This window comes from Streptomyces sp. NPDC054883, assembly GCF_053610645.1.
This window is the reverse complement of the sequence record NZ_JBSGYT010000036.1, coordinates 17,723-32,840: the sequence shown is the minus strand read 5'-3', so window position 1 is coordinate 32,840 and position 15,118 is coordinate 17,723. Positions and strand designations below refer to the sequence as shown.

Annotated in this window: 15 protein-coding genes and 1 pseudogene; 12 read left to right on the top strand and 4 right to left on the bottom strand. The window is 72.2% G+C overall.

Going from position 1 to position 15,118, the window contains the following annotated elements:
• Window positions 1-206: 206 nt before the first annotated feature.
• From ACWGH1_RS24265 to ACWGH1_RS24250, 4 genes are all read left to right on the top strand, one after another.
• Window positions 207-1,124 (top strand): DUF6891 domain-containing protein, encoded by a 918-nt coding sequence (locus ACWGH1_RS24265; RefSeq protein ID WP_453351571.1) that lies wholly within the window; start codon window positions 207-209, stop codon window positions 1,122-1,124.
• Between the two features lie 706 nt (window positions 1,125-1,830).
• Window positions 1,831-3,276 (top strand): argininosuccinate synthase, encoded by a 1,446-nt coding sequence (argG, locus tag ACWGH1_RS24260; protein WP_453351570.1) that lies wholly within the window; start codon window positions 1,831-1,833, stop codon window positions 3,274-3,276.
• A gap of 157 nt (window positions 3,277-3,433) precedes the next feature.
• The gene (locus ACWGH1_RS24255; RefSeq protein WP_453351569.1) at window positions 3,434-4,168 is read left to right on the top strand and encodes a TetR/AcrR family transcriptional regulator C-terminal domain-containing protein; all 735 of its coding nucleotides are present in this window, start codon (window positions 3,434-3,436) and stop codon (window positions 4,166-4,168) included.
• A 115-nt stretch (window positions 4,169-4,283) separates the two neighbouring features.
• Window positions 4,284-5,513 (top strand): cation:proton antiporter domain-containing protein, encoded by a 1,230-nt coding sequence (locus tag ACWGH1_RS24250; protein WP_453351568.1) that lies wholly within the window; start codon window positions 4,284-4,286, stop codon window positions 5,511-5,513.
• A gap of 194 nt (window positions 5,514-5,707) precedes the next feature.
• Here ACWGH1_RS24250 and ACWGH1_RS24245 read toward each other — a convergent pair whose 3' ends face one another.
• Window positions 5,708-6,478, bottom strand: a complete 771-nt coding sequence (locus ACWGH1_RS24245) for an SDR family NAD(P)-dependent oxidoreductase (protein ID WP_453351567.1) — start codon at window positions 6,476-6,478, stop codon at window positions 5,708-5,710.
• A gap of 249 nt (window positions 6,479-6,727) precedes the next feature.
• On the opposite strand from ACWGH1_RS24245, the gene ACWGH1_RS24240 reads away from it, so the two are divergent.
• The 4 genes from ACWGH1_RS24240 to ACWGH1_RS24225 all read left to right on the top strand — a co-directional run bounded on the left by ACWGH1_RS24240 (window position 6,728) and on the right by ACWGH1_RS24225 (window position 9,976).
• Entirely contained in the window at window positions 6,728-7,315 is a 588-nt protein-coding gene (locus ACWGH1_RS24240; RefSeq protein WP_453351566.1) for a ScbR family autoregulator-binding transcription factor, read from the top strand.
• Window positions 7,316-7,521: 206 nt separating this feature from the next.
• Complete coding sequence (locus ACWGH1_RS24235; RefSeq protein WP_453351565.1) at window positions 7,522-8,388, top strand: AfsR/SARP family transcriptional regulator; 867 nt, start codon at window positions 7,522-7,524, stop codon at window positions 8,386-8,388.
• A 102-nt stretch (window positions 8,389-8,490) separates the two neighbouring features.
• Window positions 8,491-9,207 (top strand): ScbR family autoregulator-binding transcription factor, encoded by a 717-nt coding sequence (locus ACWGH1_RS24230; RefSeq protein WP_453351564.1) that lies wholly within the window; start codon window positions 8,491-8,493, stop codon window positions 9,205-9,207.
• A gap of 262 nt (window positions 9,208-9,469) precedes the next feature.
• Window positions 9,470-9,976 carry a DinB family protein gene (locus ACWGH1_RS24225; protein ID WP_453351563.1) on the top strand — a complete coding sequence of 169 codons (507 nt, stop codon included), beginning with the start codon at window positions 9,470-9,472 and terminating at the stop codon, window positions 9,974-9,976.
• 12 nt (window positions 9,977-9,988) lie between these two features.
• On the opposite strand, the gene ACWGH1_RS24220 is transcribed toward ACWGH1_RS24225, so the two are convergent.
• Window positions 9,989-10,531: a flavoprotein gene (locus ACWGH1_RS24220; protein WP_453351562.1), complete on the bottom strand. Its 543-nt coding sequence runs from the start codon at window positions 10,529-10,531 to the stop codon at window positions 9,989-9,991.
• 59 nt (window positions 10,532-10,590) lie between these two features.
• On the opposite strand from ACWGH1_RS24220, the gene ACWGH1_RS24215 reads away from it, so the two are divergent.
• The 3 genes from ACWGH1_RS24215 (at window position 10,591) to ACWGH1_RS24205 (ending at window position 11,980) form a co-directional block, all read left to right on the top strand.
• Window positions 10,591-11,007, top strand: coding sequence for an SgcJ/EcaC family oxidoreductase (locus tag ACWGH1_RS24215; RefSeq protein WP_453351561.1), 417 nt, complete (start codon window positions 10,591-10,593; stop codon window positions 11,005-11,007).
• Between the two features lie 116 nt (window positions 11,008-11,123).
• Window positions 11,124-11,771, top strand: coding sequence for a dihydrofolate reductase family protein (locus tag ACWGH1_RS24210; RefSeq protein ID WP_453351560.1), 648 nt, complete (start codon window positions 11,124-11,126; stop codon window positions 11,769-11,771).
• Window positions 11,768-11,980 (top strand): DUF4287 domain-containing protein, encoded by a 213-nt coding sequence (locus tag ACWGH1_RS24205; protein ID WP_453351559.1) that lies wholly within the window; start codon window positions 11,768-11,770, stop codon window positions 11,978-11,980. The genes ACWGH1_RS24210 and ACWGH1_RS24205 overlap by 4 nt, the downstream gene beginning before the upstream one ends.
• A gap of 25 nt (window positions 11,981-12,005) precedes the next feature.
• Here the strand turns inward: ACWGH1_RS24205 and ACWGH1_RS24200 are convergent, their stop codons facing one another.
• A complete protein-coding gene (locus ACWGH1_RS24200; protein WP_453351558.1) occupies window positions 12,006-12,482 on the bottom strand; it encodes a GNAT family N-acetyltransferase in 477 nt (158 codons plus the stop codon).
• A gap of 52 nt (window positions 12,483-12,534) precedes the next feature.
• Here ACWGH1_RS24200 and ACWGH1_RS24195 point away from each other — a divergent pair.
• Window positions 12,535-13,107, top strand: a pseudogene (locus ACWGH1_RS24195) (NAD-dependent epimerase/dehydratase family protein); the annotation flags it as partial.
• Between the two features lie 407 nt (window positions 13,108-13,514).
• On the opposite strand, the gene ACWGH1_RS24190 reads toward ACWGH1_RS24195, so the two are convergent.
• Entirely contained in the window at window positions 13,515-14,570 is a 1,056-nt protein-coding gene (locus ACWGH1_RS24190) for a ScbA/BarX family gamma-butyrolactone biosynthesis protein (RefSeq protein ID WP_453351557.1), read from the bottom strand.
• Window positions 14,571-15,118 lie beyond the last annotated feature (548 nt).

The following is a 15,118-nucleotide window of genomic DNA, read 5'->3' as shown; positions in this document are numbered from 1 at the left end:
CGCCGTTAATGCTCTGGGGGACTGGGGGCGGGGCGATGAGCTGTCGGCTGTCGGCTGTCGGCTGGCAGGCCGCGGGAACAGGGGCCAGGGAGCATTAACGGCGTTAACGCCGTTAACGGTTCTTCGCCCGGGGACGGGCCGTTGCAGTGGGCTGCGTCGCGGGGCCTGGAAGGTCTGCTGTCAGGGGGGCGTGTCAGAGTCTGTGGATGCTCGAAATAGTGGTGAAGACGGAGAACGGGGAGCGGCACGTTCGTGTGTCCGCCGAGGAGTTGGCTGGGCTGGTCCGGCGAATCGGTGGTGATGGCGACCGGTTTTTGGTGGTCCATCGGATACCCGACCTGCCCGACGTCTTCGCCCAGGTCTGGCACGAGGACGGCGGGGACTACACGCTGGAGCACCGCGACGGTGCCGCCGACCGGCACTTCCAGGTGATGGTCGACGGTTCCGAGGCCGTGGTTGAGGCGATGACCGGCTGGGCCCGCCAGGGGCCCGGATGGAGCACTGACCCGGCCTGGTCCCTGCTCCCTATGGGTCTCACTCGTGAGGTGCCGCCGCTCGGCCTGGAGGAAGCCGAGCGCGAGGAGTTGGTGAAGCGTGTCCGCGAGGTGCTGGTCGGCGGCTACGCCGGCCGTGCCGCACTGGCGGAGCTCGCCGAGGAGTACCTGGTCACCGCGGATCGTCGGCCGGTTTCGCGCGAGCAGGCGGAGGCGCTGGCCGACCGGATGTGGCTGGAGCGCGTCGCGGAGCAGGCCACATGGCAGGGCGAGACCGACCCGGAGCGGCTCACCCGCGCGTTCACCGCCCTGCAGGAGACCGGTATCACCGCCCGCGAGAACTTCACCTGCTGCCGCAGCTGCGGCCAGTCCGAGATCGGCGGGGAAGGAGGGACCGAGGCCCGTGGCTTCGTCTATTTCCACTCCCAGTGCACGGACTCCGCCGTGGCCGGCCACGGAATGACGCTCCTCTACGGAGGCTTCGACGGCTCGTCCGAGACCACGGCAGCCATCGGCCACGAGGTCGTGGCCGCCCTGGAGGCAGCAGGTCTCCAGGCCGATTGGGACGGTGACCCCGGCCGGGCCATCACCGTCATCCCCCTGGAGTGGCACCGCCGCTTGATCGGCTAGTGCTGTGGCCGGGAAGGTTTGCCGGGTTGCGGTGTTCGGTGCGGTGCATCGCACGGCGGAGGGCCGCGGCTCGTACTGGACGTACTTCCGTGGTCCGACAACGCTGGGGGTACCTCCCAGCGGTAGCTGGGGGACGAGGTGCAGTGCCGGGCGCCGCGACCCGGTGGACCTTTCCGGTCACAGCACTGAGAAACGACAAGCCGAGCCGGGCGGAGGGTCGGCCATGCGCCGGTTCGAAGTGAGCCGGGAACGGATCGGGCGGGGCAGCGTTAACGGCGTTAACGGGTCGGCGGCGGGTGGAGGCACCGCCAACGCCCTTCCACGGGAAGACACCGCCCCGCCCGGATACGGGCCGCCCGGATATGGAACGCCCGGATGCGGCCCGCCCCGATGACCGGCCCCGCCGGAGACGCGCCCGACGACGGTTGCGAGCGGCCCGTGGGCGGTGCGGCGCGGATACCGGGCCCGCGCTGGGCCGCCGACGACCTCGAACCGCTGCGGGGCCCGAAGCCGGTGCCGGAGCCCGTGAACGTACCCGCGCCGGAACCGGTAGCCGCGCCGGAACCGGTAGCCGCGCCGGAACCGGTAGCCGCGCCGGAACCGCCGCCCGCCGGGTCCGCGGGCCGTGACGGGAGCAGGGCGTTAACGGCGTTAATGGGGGGGGTCGGGTTTTGCATGATCATGCGGAGGAGTGCATACTCTTCCTATGTCTAAGGTCCTCACCTCCCTCCCCGCCGGCGAGCGCGTCGGCATCGCCTTCTCAGGCGGGCTCGACACGTCGGTCGCGGTCGCGTGGATGCGCGACAAGGGCGCGATCCCCTGCACCTACACCGCCGACATCGGCCAGTACGACGAGCCCGACATCGGGTCCGTGCCCGGGCGGGCGAAGGCCTACGGGGCCGAGATCGCGCGGCTCGTCGACTGCCGGGCCGCGCTGGTCGAGGAGGGTCTGGCCGCGCTCACGTGCGGGGCGTTCCACATCCGCTCGGGCGGGCGGGCCTACTTCAACACCACGCCGCTCGGCCGCGCCGTCACGGGGACGCTCCTGGTCCGGGCGATGCTGGAGGACGACGTACAGATCTGGGGTGACGGCTCGACCTTCAAGGGCAACGACATCGAGCGGTTCTACCGGTACGGCCTGCTCGCCAACCCGCACCTGCGGATCTACAAGCCCTGGCTCGACGCCGACTTCGTGACCGAGCTGGGCGGCCGCAAGGAGATGTCGGAGTGGCTCCTCGCCCACGACCTGCCCTACCGGGACAGCACGGAGAAGGCGTACTCCACCGACGCCAACATCTGGGGCGCCACCCACGAGGCCAAGACGCTGGAGCACCTGGACACCGGCGTGGAGACCGTCGAGCCGATCATGGGCGTGCGGTTCTGGGACCCCTCGGTGGACATCGCCGCCGAGGACGTGACGATCGGCTTCGACCAGGGCCGTCCCGTGACCATCAACGGCGCGAAGTTCGCCTCGCCCGTCGAGCTGGTGATGGAGGCGAACGCCATCGGCGGCCGGCACGGCATGGGCATGTCGGACCAGATCGAGAACCGGATCATCGAGGCCAAGAGCCGGGGCATTTACGAGGCGCCCGGCATGGCGCTGCTGCACGCGGCGTACGAGCGGCTGGTGAACGCGATCCACAACGAGGACACCGTCGCCCAGTACCACAACGAGGGACGGCGCCTGGGCCGGCTGATGTACGAGGGCCGTTGGCTGGACCCGCAGGCGCTGATGGTGCGGGAGTCGCTGCAGCGCTGGGTCGGCGCGGCGGTGACCGGCGAGGTGACGCTGCGGCTGCGGCGCGGTGAGGACTACTCGATCCTCGACACCCGGGGCCCCGCGTTCAGCTACCACCCGGACAAGCTGTCCATGGAGCGCACCGAGGACTCGGCCTTCGGCCCGGTGGACCGGATCGGTCAGCTCACGATGCGCAACCTGGACATCGCCGACTCGCGCGCCAAGCTGGAGCAGTACGCGGCGCTCGGCCTGATCGGCACCGCCAACCCCGCGATCGGGGCGGCCCAGGCGGCAGCGACCGGGCTGATCGGCAGCATGCCGGAAGGTGGCGCGGAGGCCATCGCCTCCCGCGGCGAGGTCTCCGGGGACGAGGAGATGCTGGACCGCGCGGCGATGGAGTTCGGAACGGACTGACCGGCGGTCCCAGGCAGAACGAGAAGAGGTCGGCTCGGCGCCCATGGCGCGGGGCCGACCTCTTCGCCGTCCGGGCCGGACCTTCATGCCGTTAACGCCGTTAACGCCGTTAACGTGTACGGTGGACGCAATTTCGTGGGCGAGGTGGAGGGAACCGATGGACGGCGAGTGGGGCGCGGTGGTGGGGCTGCTGTGGGGGCCGTCGGTGCAGCCGGCGAGGGGGCCCAAGCGGGGGCTCACATTGGCGGGCATCGCGGCGGCCGGGGTCGCCATCGCCGATGCGCAGGGGCTCGGCGGGGTCTCGATGCAGCTCGTGGCCGGGGAACTCGGGGTCACCAAGATGGCGCTGTACCGCTACGTGCCGGGGAAGGCCGAGCTGGTCGCGCTGATGGTGGAGGCGGCGATGCCGGATCCGGCCGGGCTGGACGCGGAGCTGGCCGCCCGGGACGGGTGGCGTGAGCGGCTCGGCGGGTGGGCGCGGGCGTTGTACGCGGGGTTCCGGGCGCACCCCTGGCTGCTGGAGGCGACCGTCGGGGCTCGGGTGATGGGTCCGCGGGAGGTGGGCTGGATGGAGCGGGCGCTCGCGGCGATGGAGGAGTGCGTGCTGAGCGGAGCGGAGGCGATGGACGCGGTGGTGCTGGTGTCCGGCCACGTACGGGGGATCGCCGAGCAGGAGCGGGCGATGGGCGGCACCGCCGCCGGGCCGGACGCGGACCTCGGGCGGGTACTGGACGAGGTGATGCGGGAGCACGGGGCCGGGTACCCGGCGCTGACGGCCGCGCTGGCCTCGGTCGCGGCGCACGGGGGACAGGACCAGGCGTTGGAGTTCGGGCTGGAGCGGATCCTCGACGGGATCGGCTTGCTGGTGGAAGGGCGGCGGGGCGCCTCCTGACTTCCGGGGGCGGGGGCGGGGGACCTTCGGAAGTCCCGGCGTTGTGGCGTCGGCCCGTTTCCGGTGCGGGGAGCCGGGGGGAGGTGGCCGGGGACGCCGTCTTCGGGAGGGGCTTGTGGCGGGTGATCCGCTGCCGGGGGTGCTGGTCGCGGTGCCGGTGGTCCTGCTCCTGTGCGGGGCGGCCGCCGTGGCGGCGCGCAGGTGCGGGCAGCCGGCGGTGGTCGGGGAGATCGCCGTGGGGATCCTGCTCGGGCCCTCGCTGCTGGGGTGGGTGTGGCCGGCGGGGCAGGGCTGGTTGCTGCCGGTGGAGGTGCTCCCGTACCTGGGGGTGCTGGGGAACCTGGGCCTCGTCGTCTTCATGTTCCTCGTCGGGCTGGAGCTGGAGCCCGGTCTGCTGCGCGGGCGCGGCCGGGTCGTGGCGGTGGTGAGCCAGGCGAGTGTGGCCGTGCCGCTGCTGCTGGGCGGGCTGCTGGCGGCGGTGATGTACGGGTCCTTCGCGCCGGACGGGGTGGGCCGGGGGGAGTTCGTACTGTTCGTGGCCGTGGCGATGAGCGTGACGGCGTTCCCGGTGCTGGCGCGGATCCTGACGGAGCAGGGGCTGTACGGGACGCCGGTGGGGGCGGTGGCGATGGCGTGCGCGGCGGTCGCGGACGTGGTGGCGTGGTGCCTGCTGGCGGTGGTCGTGGCGGTGGCGGACGGGGGCGGGGGCGGCGTCGGCGGGGCGGTGCTGACCGGGGTGCTCGCCGGGGGGTTCCTCGGCGGGATGTGGTTCGGCGTACGGCCGGTACTGGCCCGGTGTGCCGAGCGGTGGGGTGACGGCGGCGGGGTGGTCGGGCTGTTCGCGGGGCTGTGTCTGGCGGCGTACGCGACGGACGCCATCGGGGTGCACGCGCTGTTCGGGGCGTTCGTCTTCGGCGCGGTGGTGCCGCGGGACCGGGCGTCGGTGGAGCGGGCGGCCCGGCGGATGCGGGAGGTGGTGGTGCCGGTGCTGCTGCCGCTGTTCTTCGTCGGGAGCGGGTTGCGGACGGACATCGGGCTGCTGGGCGGCGACACGGGGGCGTGGCTGTGCGCGGTGGCGGTGCTGGTGGTCGCGGTCGCCGCGAAGTGGGGCGGGGGAGCGGGGGCCGCGTTGGCGGCGGGGCAACCGGTGCGGGACGCGGTGCTGCTGGGGGCGCTGCTGAACTGCCGGGGGGTGACGGAGCTGGTGGTGTTGAACGTGGGGCTCGGCCTCGGGGTGATCGGGCCGCAGTTGTTCACGATGCTGGTGCTGATGGCCGTGGTGACGACGGCGCTGACGGGGCCGGTGGTCCGGCGGATGGCGGGGCGGCGGTCGGGGCGGCGTTGACGCCGTTGACGCGGGCTGGCGGCGACCCTGTTGGGCGTTAACGGCGTTAACGCCGTTAACTCGGGCGCCCGGTGGTCCTTTGCCCGTTAACGCCGTTAACGCGGGCGCGCCATGATCCCGTTGAGCGTTAACGCCGTTAACGCCGCGCTGTGGTGGACCCGTTGGCCGTTAACGGCGTTAATGCCCGGGGTGTCTCAGCGGGTGGTCCAACCGCCGTCCACTGAGAGGGTGGTGCCGACCACGAACGAGGCGCGGTCGCTGCACAGCCAGACGGCTGCTTCGGCTATCTCGGCCGGATCGGCGATCCGGGGGAGCGGCGCCGCCTGGAGGAGTACGTCCTCCATCTCCGGGTTGTTCTTGAGCCAGCCGTCGATCATCTCGCTGCGCGTGGAGCCGGGAGCCACGGCGTTGACGCGGATGCCGTGGGGTGCGTACTCGGTGGCGGCGGCCTTGGTCAGGCCGATGACGGCGTGCTTCGAGGCGATGTACGGGGCCGACACCGGGGTGGCCACCAACCCGGCGGTGCTGCTGTTGTTGACGATCGCACCGCCCCCGGTGAGCAGCATCGCGCGGATCTCGTGGCGCATGCAGTTCCAAACGCCGCGGACGTTGGTGTCCATGGTGCTGTCGTAGGCGTCCTCGTCGAGGAGGTGCATGGGCTTCGGCTCGACGCCGATACCGGCGTTGTTGAAAGCCGCGTCCAGCCTGCCGTACGTCTCCACGGCCGTGGCGACGGCGCGGGCCACGTCCTCGGCGTTGGCGACGTCGGCGACGACGTACTGGGCCCGGTGCCCGGCGGCGCGCAGTTCCTCGGTGAGCGCCGCCAGTTGCGGCTCGCGCCGGGCCACCAGGGTGACCGCCGCGCCTTCACGGCAGAACACCCGGGCGGCGGCAGCCCCAATGCCGGCACTGGCACCCGTGATCAGGGCCGACTTGCCTTTGAGAACACCGTTGTCACCGCTCATGGAGGTTGACAGTAGCAGCGGGTACCCGGCTTGGGCCCGGGCCGTCACGGTGATCGTTCCTGCCGGGCGCGGAGCAGCGGGTGGACGGGTTGTGTGGAGGGTGCGTGGAGCGGCCGGCGGGGACTGGAAGCTGTGACTCCACTGGGAGTCCGCCCGGACTCGGTTGCGGGCGCCGACTGTGGCCGCCCGAACTCGTCACACCCCCTCAGGTGTACCGCGCATGCGGCGCATGCGGTTTGTGGAGCCCCCATGGATAAGCAGGAGCGTGCGGCGCGCACGCGGGAGTCACTCGTGCGCGCCGCGGCGGAGGTGTTCGCGGAGGAGGGGTTCGCCGCCGCGTCCGTCGCGACGATCAGCCGCCGGGCCGGCGTGACCACCGGGGGGTTCCACTTCCACTTCGCCGGAAAGGCCGCGCTCGCCCGGGCCGTCGAGGACCGGTCCGTGGACGCGGTGCGGCGGATCATCGACACCGCCAGGGCGGCCGGGGAGGCGGCGGCGGACCCATTGCGCGTCTTGTCGGACTCGACGTCCGCGCTGATGGTGCTGCTGGCCGAGGACGTCGTGGTGCGGGCCGGCTTCGGGCTGGCCGCCGACGTCTCGCGCGGGGGCCGGATCGACGTGTGGGGGAGGTGGCGGTTGTGGGTGGACGAGTTACTGGCGGCCGCCGAACGCGGCGGGGCGCTGGCGGAAGGCGTGTCGCGGCGGGACGTGGCGCGCGCGGTGGTGGCCTCGACGGTCGGGCTGGAGGTGATGGGCGCAGCCGAGCCGGGCTGGGCTGCGCCGGAGACGGTGGCCCGGATCTGGACGCTGATGCTGGGCAGGCAGGCGCCGAGGTAGCGGAACAAGACCGAACGGTTTGAAAAATAGGGGATGGCGAGGAGGGGAGGATTGCGGGCAATGGGAACGTTGCAGGTGGGGCTGGTGGGAACGAGGGAGGTCAGGGAGGGCTGGCAAGAAAGCGCCTGGCGTGATCTCGGTTGACAAACCGTCTGTCCCGTTTTTTACTGGCTCCTGCGACTCATCCAAGGACAGGGGAGTACGACGTGGACATCGATGTACTGGGCGCACTGGCCGTACGGGAGAACGGGATCTCCATAACGCCGACCGCCCCCAAGCCCCGGCAGGTCCTGGCGCTCCTGGCCCTCCATGCCGATCAGGTGGTACCCGTATCGGCGCTGATCGAGGAGCTGTGGGGCGGTCTGCCCCCGCGTAGTGCCCGTACGACGTTGCAGACGTACGTACTGCAGTTGCGCTCGCTCATCGCGTCCGCCCTGGAGGGGAGCGACGGCTCACGGACGGCGAAGGACGTGCTGGTCACGCTGCCGGGCGGGTACCTGCTGAACAGCGGGGGCGGCACGAGCGACGTGCGGGAGTTCGACCGGCTCTCGGGGATGGGCTACCGGGCGATGGACGCCGGCGACCATCCGGGGGCGGCGAGGCTGCTGCGCGAGGCGCTGGCGCTCTGGTCCGGTCCGGCCTTCGCCGACGTGCACGGCGGCGTCCAGCTGGACATGGAGACGCGGCGGCTGGAGGAGACCCGGCTGTGCGCCCTGGACCAGCGGATAGAGGCGGACCTGCGGCTGGGGAGGCACCGGGAGCTGCTGGCGGAGCTGACGGTGCTGGTGAGCCGGTACCGCACGCACGAGAACCTGCACGGGCAGTTCATGCTCGCGCTGCACCGGTCGGGGCGGCGGGGCGAGGCGCTGGACGTGTACCAGCGGCTGCGGACGACGCTGGTACGCGACTTGGGCCTGGAGCCGTCGGCCGCGCTGCGGCGGTTGCAGCGGTCGATCCTGATGGCGGGGCCGGACGGGGTGGCCGCGGGACGGGTGGTCGGTGCCGGGGCCGGTGTCGGGGTTGGTGCCGGGGCCGGCGTGGCGGACGTGCGGGAGCGGCTCGTACGGGCGTGAGGTACGGGCATGAGGTACGGGTGTGGTGCGCGGGCCTGATGTGCGGGTCGGGTCGGAGCGGTGTGGTGCGTGCGTGGCGGCGCGGGCGAGAGGAGACGAGCGGTGCAGGAGAGGTCGGAGCGGACACGTAGGCGGTTGGTCTTCGCCGGGGCCGAGTTGTTCCACCGCCACGGCTACGCCAACGCGACCCTGGGGGACATCGCGCGTGCGGCGGGTGTCACCAAGGGGGCGCTGTACTTCCATTTCGCGTCGAAGGACGACCTGGCCGACGCCGTGCAGCGCAGGGGGTGCCGGCTGTTGCACGAGGCGGTACGAGGGCTGCGGGAGGGTGGGGCCTCGCCGTTGCAGGTGCTGATCGACACGACGCACTGGCTGGCGCGGACGCTGCACGAGGACGCGGCGATCCCGGCGAGCTTCCGGATCACCAAGGAGTGCGCGGGCCAGCAGCCGGCGGTGATGGACTTCCACGGGGCGTGGTTGGCTTCGGTGTGCGGGTTGCTGCGGATGGCGCGGGACGCGGGGGAGCTGGCCGGAGCCGGGTTCATCGGGGACGCGGGTCTCGGTGGGGACGGAGGGCTCGGCCGGGAGCGGTGGGAGGAGGCGGAGGCGTTGGTCGCTGCCGCGCTCTCGGGGATCGAGGTGCTGTCCGGGACCGGGTTGTCGTACGCGGAGCTGCGGCGGAAGGTAGCGGCGTTGTGGGGGCTGCTGCTGCCGAGCCTGGTGGGAGGGGCGCGAGTGGCGGAGTACCGGACGGGCGGAGTGGCGGAAGCGGATGAGGCTGCCGGTGCCGGTGCCGGTGCGGTGGCCGGCGTCGGGTGAGGTGTCCCGCGCGTACTGCGAGCGAACGGTCGGCTCATGGCGCCGCCATCGCCCGCGGGGATGGGAGTGCCGGCGCCGGGAGGCACCGGCACCGGCTGGGCGCGGGGCGCACCGCGACGCGGGAGATCACCCTCTTCGACGCCTCGGGGTTCCGCTTCCGGGTGGCGGCCGAGGCCGGCTTCGACCGGGCGCTAGCACGTCGGGCGGCTGCCGGGCGGGGAAGTGCGTGGCTTCTGCCGTGGGTTGCGGTGATCATGGAGTGGTGAACGATGAGAAGAGGACGCCGCCCGAGCAGGACGGCGATGAGCGGGCCACACTGACCAGCGTGCTGCAGTGGCAGCGCGACACCCTGAAGATGAAGTGCGCCGGCCTGACGGACGAGCAGCTGCGGCGCAGGGCCATCGCCCCGTCGGGGCTGAGCCTGCTGGGGCTGGTGCGCCACCTCGCGGAGGTCGAGCGGGGCTGGTTCCGCAACGTCGTGAACGGTGAGGACGTACGGGGCTACTTCCCGAGGAACGCGGCCGGGGAGTGGACGGAGTTCCACGTCGAGGACGCGGACCCGGCCGAGTCGTTCCGGATCTGGGAAGAGACCTGCGCCCGGTCGCGGGCCATCGTGGACGCGGCCGGATCGCTGGACGCCCAGGGGCGCTTCGGGGACGAGAAGTACTCGCTGCGCTACGTCCTCGCCCACATGATCGAGGAGTACGCCCGGCACAACGGGCACGCGGACCTGTTGCGCGAGGTGATCGACGGGGTCACCGGGGAGTAGCCGGACGCCCGGCTACGGGGCCGGGCGGGCCGTCGCCCGGTCCACGGCGTCCAGGGCCGGCGCCCACGGGAAGGGTGCGGCCTCGCCGGGCAGGGCGGGCGCGGCGCCGTTCTCGCCGTACAGGAGCTCCACGCCGGCGCCCCGCAGCACGCTCAAGGACAGCTCGAAGCGCGGGTGCGCGGCCAGGGCGGCGTTGAGGCAGGGCACGGCCACGGTCGGGGTGCCGCTGCCGATGGCCTCGGCGGCGAGACCGGCGACGAACCGGTCGGTGAGCCCGAGGGCCCAGGCGTTCAGCGAGTTGAACGTGGCGGGGGCGAACAGCACCGCGTCGGCGGCCGGCCAGACGTCGGGCTCGCCGGGCAGCGGGTACTGCCACCGCACCGGGTTCCCGGTGAGCGCGGCCAGTCCGTCGAGGCTTCCGGACACCCAGTGCGCGGCGGACGGGGTGAGACCGAGGCAGACGTCCCAGCCGCGCGACTGGGCGTCCTCGACGACATGCGCCACGTCGAAGACGGGCGGGGCGGCGGAGCAGAGCAGGTACAGAGTCCTCGTCATACCGCCATGTGATCATATTCTTTGACCTCAACCATGCTTGAGGGTGCACCGTGGTCGCCATGGACAACGCCAGCGGATCCCGCAACGCCGACCTCAACGCCATCGCGGAGGTGGTCGCCACCGTCGAGCGCACCCAACGGGCCAAGGACGCAGAGGGCTTCCTCGAGCTCTTCCACCCCGAGGCGATATGGACCACCGCCCACGGCAAGGTGCTGATCGGCTTCGAGGAGATCGCCGCCTTCACCCGCGCCGTGCTGCCGGCCGCCGACTGGGACGGCGAGGTGACGTACGAGGTGACCCACACCCTGTTCCTGCGGCCGGACGTGGCCGCGGTGAAGGTCCGTCAGGTGTACGCGCCGACGGAGGGAGACCGCAGCGCGGGGGCGCCGCTGTACGTGATGACCCGGCAGGGCGACGGGCGCTGGCTGCTGACGGCCTGCCAGAACACGGAGGTGCGGGCCGGGCAGGGCGGGTGAACCGGCCGGCCGGGAGCCGATGAGTTTCGGGCGCCCCGTGCCCACGCCTCGCGCTCTGCCTCGCCTTCGTCGCCCTGGGCCGCAGTGTCGCCGCCCGCGGCCGGCGCGGCCGGGCCGTGACCTCCCGGCCCGTCCCCGTGGCCGTGGTCGGCGGCTTCATGGCCTCGGCCGCCTCCGTCCTGGCCGTCACCTGCGGCGCGCTGGGCCTCGGGTGGCTGGCCGCCGTGAGCGCCGGACCGGCCGGTGACGGCGGCTTCGGCCACGGCGGCTGGTCGCACCCGTTCTTCGACCCCGAGGTGGTCGGCGGTCCCTTCACCGACACCCTGGCCGCCGCCGATGCGCTGCTGTTCGGGCGCCGGACGCGGCAGACGAAGGCCGCGGCGTGGCCCGAGCGGGCCGGCGACCCCTTCGCCGACCGGATGAACTCGCTGCCCAAGTACGTGGTGTCCGGCACGCTCGGCGAAGCCGAACTGACCTGGGAGAACACCCGGCTCGTCCCGGCCGCCGAGGCCGTCGCCCGGATCGGGGAGCTGCGCGCGGCCGACGGGGGCGACGTGGTCGTCATGGGCAGCCCGACCCTCGTCCGGAGCCTGCCGAGCGGGGGCCTGGTCGACGAACTGCGGCTCGTCGTCATGCCGGTGCTGCTCGGCGGCATAAAGTTCGTCTTCCCGCAGGACGGCGGCCTGCGCACGCCGGAGCCGGTCTCGGTGGTCACCGGGTCCACGGGCGTGAACGTCTGCACCTACCGGCCGGTGACGGCGTGAGCGCCCCGGTGAAGGGGCCCGCGAGCTACTTCCCCTCGATCGAGCGGAAGTACGGCCGCCCGATCGCGCAATGGCAGGAGCTGCTGTGGACCTCCCCGCTGAGCAAGCACACGGAACTGGTCTCCTGGCTGAAGGCAGAGCACGGACTGGGGCACGGCCACGCCAACGCCCTCGTGGCCCACCACCTGGCCGGGTCTGCCGCCCCGTAGCGGGCCGTGCGCCGGCGAGCCGCCGCTACGCGGACGGCGGCAGGTCGAGGACACCCACCCGCTGGCCGCCGCTGAGTTCGCCCGTGGTGCGGAAACCGAGCCCGAGGTAGAACGGCTCGGGACCGCCCTCCCCCGGGTGCCAGGTGACGTAGAGGCGCGATCCGCCCGAGCGGCGGATCTCCTCGGCGACGGCCCCGACCGCGAAGCGCCCGTACCCCTTGCCCTGGTGGTCGGCGGAGACGTTCAGGCGCCACAGGCCCGAGCGCCGGTCGGCCGGGTTCCCGTCCCACGGGAAGTCCAGGAACGCCATGACGAACCCCACCACCTCGTCCCCGTCGACGACGGCCCGCGGCCAGGCGAGCGGCCCGTGAACGTACGCCTCGGCAAGCGATTTCAGGACAGGGGAGACGAAGTGCTCCTGATGCGCGTGGAGCCGGATCGCGCACACGGCATCGAAGTTATCGGGGGTCACCGGCGTCAGACGGGGAGTTGAGCTGGTCATATTCTCAGCCTACTTTCTCGCGGCCAGGTGATCGTCGGGCCGGGCATGGGGTATGACAGGACGAGAACCCCAGCTCCCCGGCGAAAGGCTGTCGTTGATACCCGAACGGATCCTCGTGACGGGCGGCACCGGTTTCGTCGGCTCCCACGTGACGCAGCGGCTGCGGTCCACGGGCCCGGACGCCCCCCTGCTGCGGCTGTTCACCCACCGCCGGCCCACGCCCGGGGACGGCGCCGGCGCACCGGCCGTGGAGAGCGTCACCGGCGACCTCACCGACCCGGCCTCGCTGCGCGGGATCTGCGACGGCGTCACCACCGTCGTGCACCTCGCGGCCCGGATCGGCGGAACGCAGGAGGAGTGCCGGGCGGTCAACACCGAAGGCACCCGGGCCCTGCTGGCCGAGGCGGCGCGGGCGGGCGTACGGCGCTTCGTGCACCTCGGCACCGCAGCCGTGTACCGGGACGAGCCGCACCGGGGCGCGGCAGAGGGGGTCCTGGCGGAGGAGCCGTCCTCCTCGACCAGCATCACCCGGCTGGCAGGCGAGCGGCTGGTCCTCGCGGCGGGCGGCACCGTACTGCGGCCGCACCTGGTCTACGGCCGCGGGGACACCTGGGTGATCCCCGCGGTCGCGGACCTGGTGGGCCGGCTCCCGCACTGGGTGGACGGCGGCCGGGCGCGGATGTCGATGATCTCGGTGGACGCCTTGGCCGGGGCGGTGGCGGACCTGGCCCGGCTGCCCGGACTGCCCGCCGGACAGGTGCTGCACGCCTCCCACCCGGAACCCGTGAGCTGCCGGGAGCTGGTCACCGCCGTCGCCCGGGCGCTGGACCTGCCGCTGCCGGAGGGCGAGGTCACCCTGGAGGAGGCGCTGGCGCTGCTGGGCGGCGCGGACAATCCGCTGGTACGCCGCAGGCTCTCGCTGCTCGCCGTCGACCACTGGTACGACAGCGGGCGGCTGTGGAAGCTGGTGGGGGCCGGGCCGGGACCGCGACTGGCGGAGGCGTTCGAGCGGTACGCCGCCTGGTACCGGGATCAGAGGGCGGCGAGCGCCGGTGCGGTGACCGGTGCGGCGGGGAAGGCGGCCGGGGGCAGGATGCCGGACCCGGATCCGGCGGCGACCGACACCGTACCGGTGACCAGGGCCTCGAAGACCTTCACGTCGCCCTGACGGCCGACCACCTGCACCGTGCGGACGCCGGGGTCCGATGAAGGGGCCACCTCGGTCTCGATCCAGCACGGGGCGTCGAGTTCGGCGTAGTTGAGGAAGGACGACTCGATGCCCGTGAGGCTGAACGAGTCGGTCGCGAAGGTGCTGTACGCGGCCTGCCGGGCCGCCTCGATCAGGACCATCGCGGGGTGGTGGTCGTTGGCGTGCTCGAACAGGATCGGGTGGCTCAGGTGCGGGCTGAGCAGCCAGCGGTCCGGGCCCTCGGCGGGGGCGAGGACGACGTCGATCGGCAGGATCCGGCCGGCCTGGACCGCGGGGATCGGTGTCGCCCGCGGCACGGGCGCCGCGGCGCTGCTGGTGCATTCGCCGCGCAACCGTCTGTAGACCGCCGGCGGGACGAAGCTGAAGAACGCGGTGCCGGTGGCCGTCACCCGGCCGTCGCGGCGGACGCTCACCTCCAGGAAGCCGGAGAACCGGTTGCCCTTCCAGCCGAAGTCCCGGCAGGAGGCGATCAGTTCCAGGTCGGTGGGGCGGGTTCCTATGAACAGCTGCGCGGGATCGGTCTTGAAGCCGAGGTTCCACAGCAGGGCGTTGTGCCCGAGCGGTACGCCGTACTCGGCGTGGCACAGCAGCAGCCCGGCCTGGCGGATGGTCTCGCCGGCCTGGACCGGGTCGTGGCTCATGCCGTCGGCGGTGGTGAAGAAGGTGTGGGCGCGGGGCCACTGGCCGTTGAGCAGGAAGAGGTCGTCACCTATGCGCCGGTAACCGGTCAGGAACACCTCCGCGACGGAACTCCGGTGGACGTATTCCCTCGGTACCGTGCTCGTGAGCTCTGGAAGGTCGTTGCAGCGCGCCCAAGGTGCCCCTGTTCCAGACAGGGGCTGCACCTGGGCGTCGGTCTGGAACGTCAGCAGGGTCATTGACCTCTCCACAGAGTCGTGACGACGGTTGGGGCGCTCTCCTGATCACGCAAGATACGTACTCTCCGGTTTTGTTTGCAAGGTAGTTCGGACGCCCAGTTGTTACATGGCCCGGGCCGCGGGGGTGCGCCGAACGTGCCGCTGGAGCCCCCCATCCCGACCCCTACCAGGCACGTTACGAACTGATCGCACTGCGTGGGACCCGGAGGTCCCGTCCCAAGTGGGAGGCAGTGTTCCGCTCATTGGGGCGCACTGCGCGGGGGTGCCCACGGCAAATGTCCGTACCCCCTGCCGCCTGCGAAGAACGGTTCCGGCGACCTCGGCGGCGGCGCCGGGCCGTGACTCGGCAGGCCGTGAACAAACCGATCAAGCGGTTTAGTATTTTCTTCAACGGTACGGATAGGGGTCCGGGCCCGGAAGAGGGTGGCCCGTCGCCGTGTGAACCGAGTCGACGGGAGGAGACGGCACGGTGAAAGCGCCTCCAACTCCAGGTTGTTACCTTCTTGGGGTTGATAAAATACGGACCTTCTGGTTCTTTTTAAGGTGGG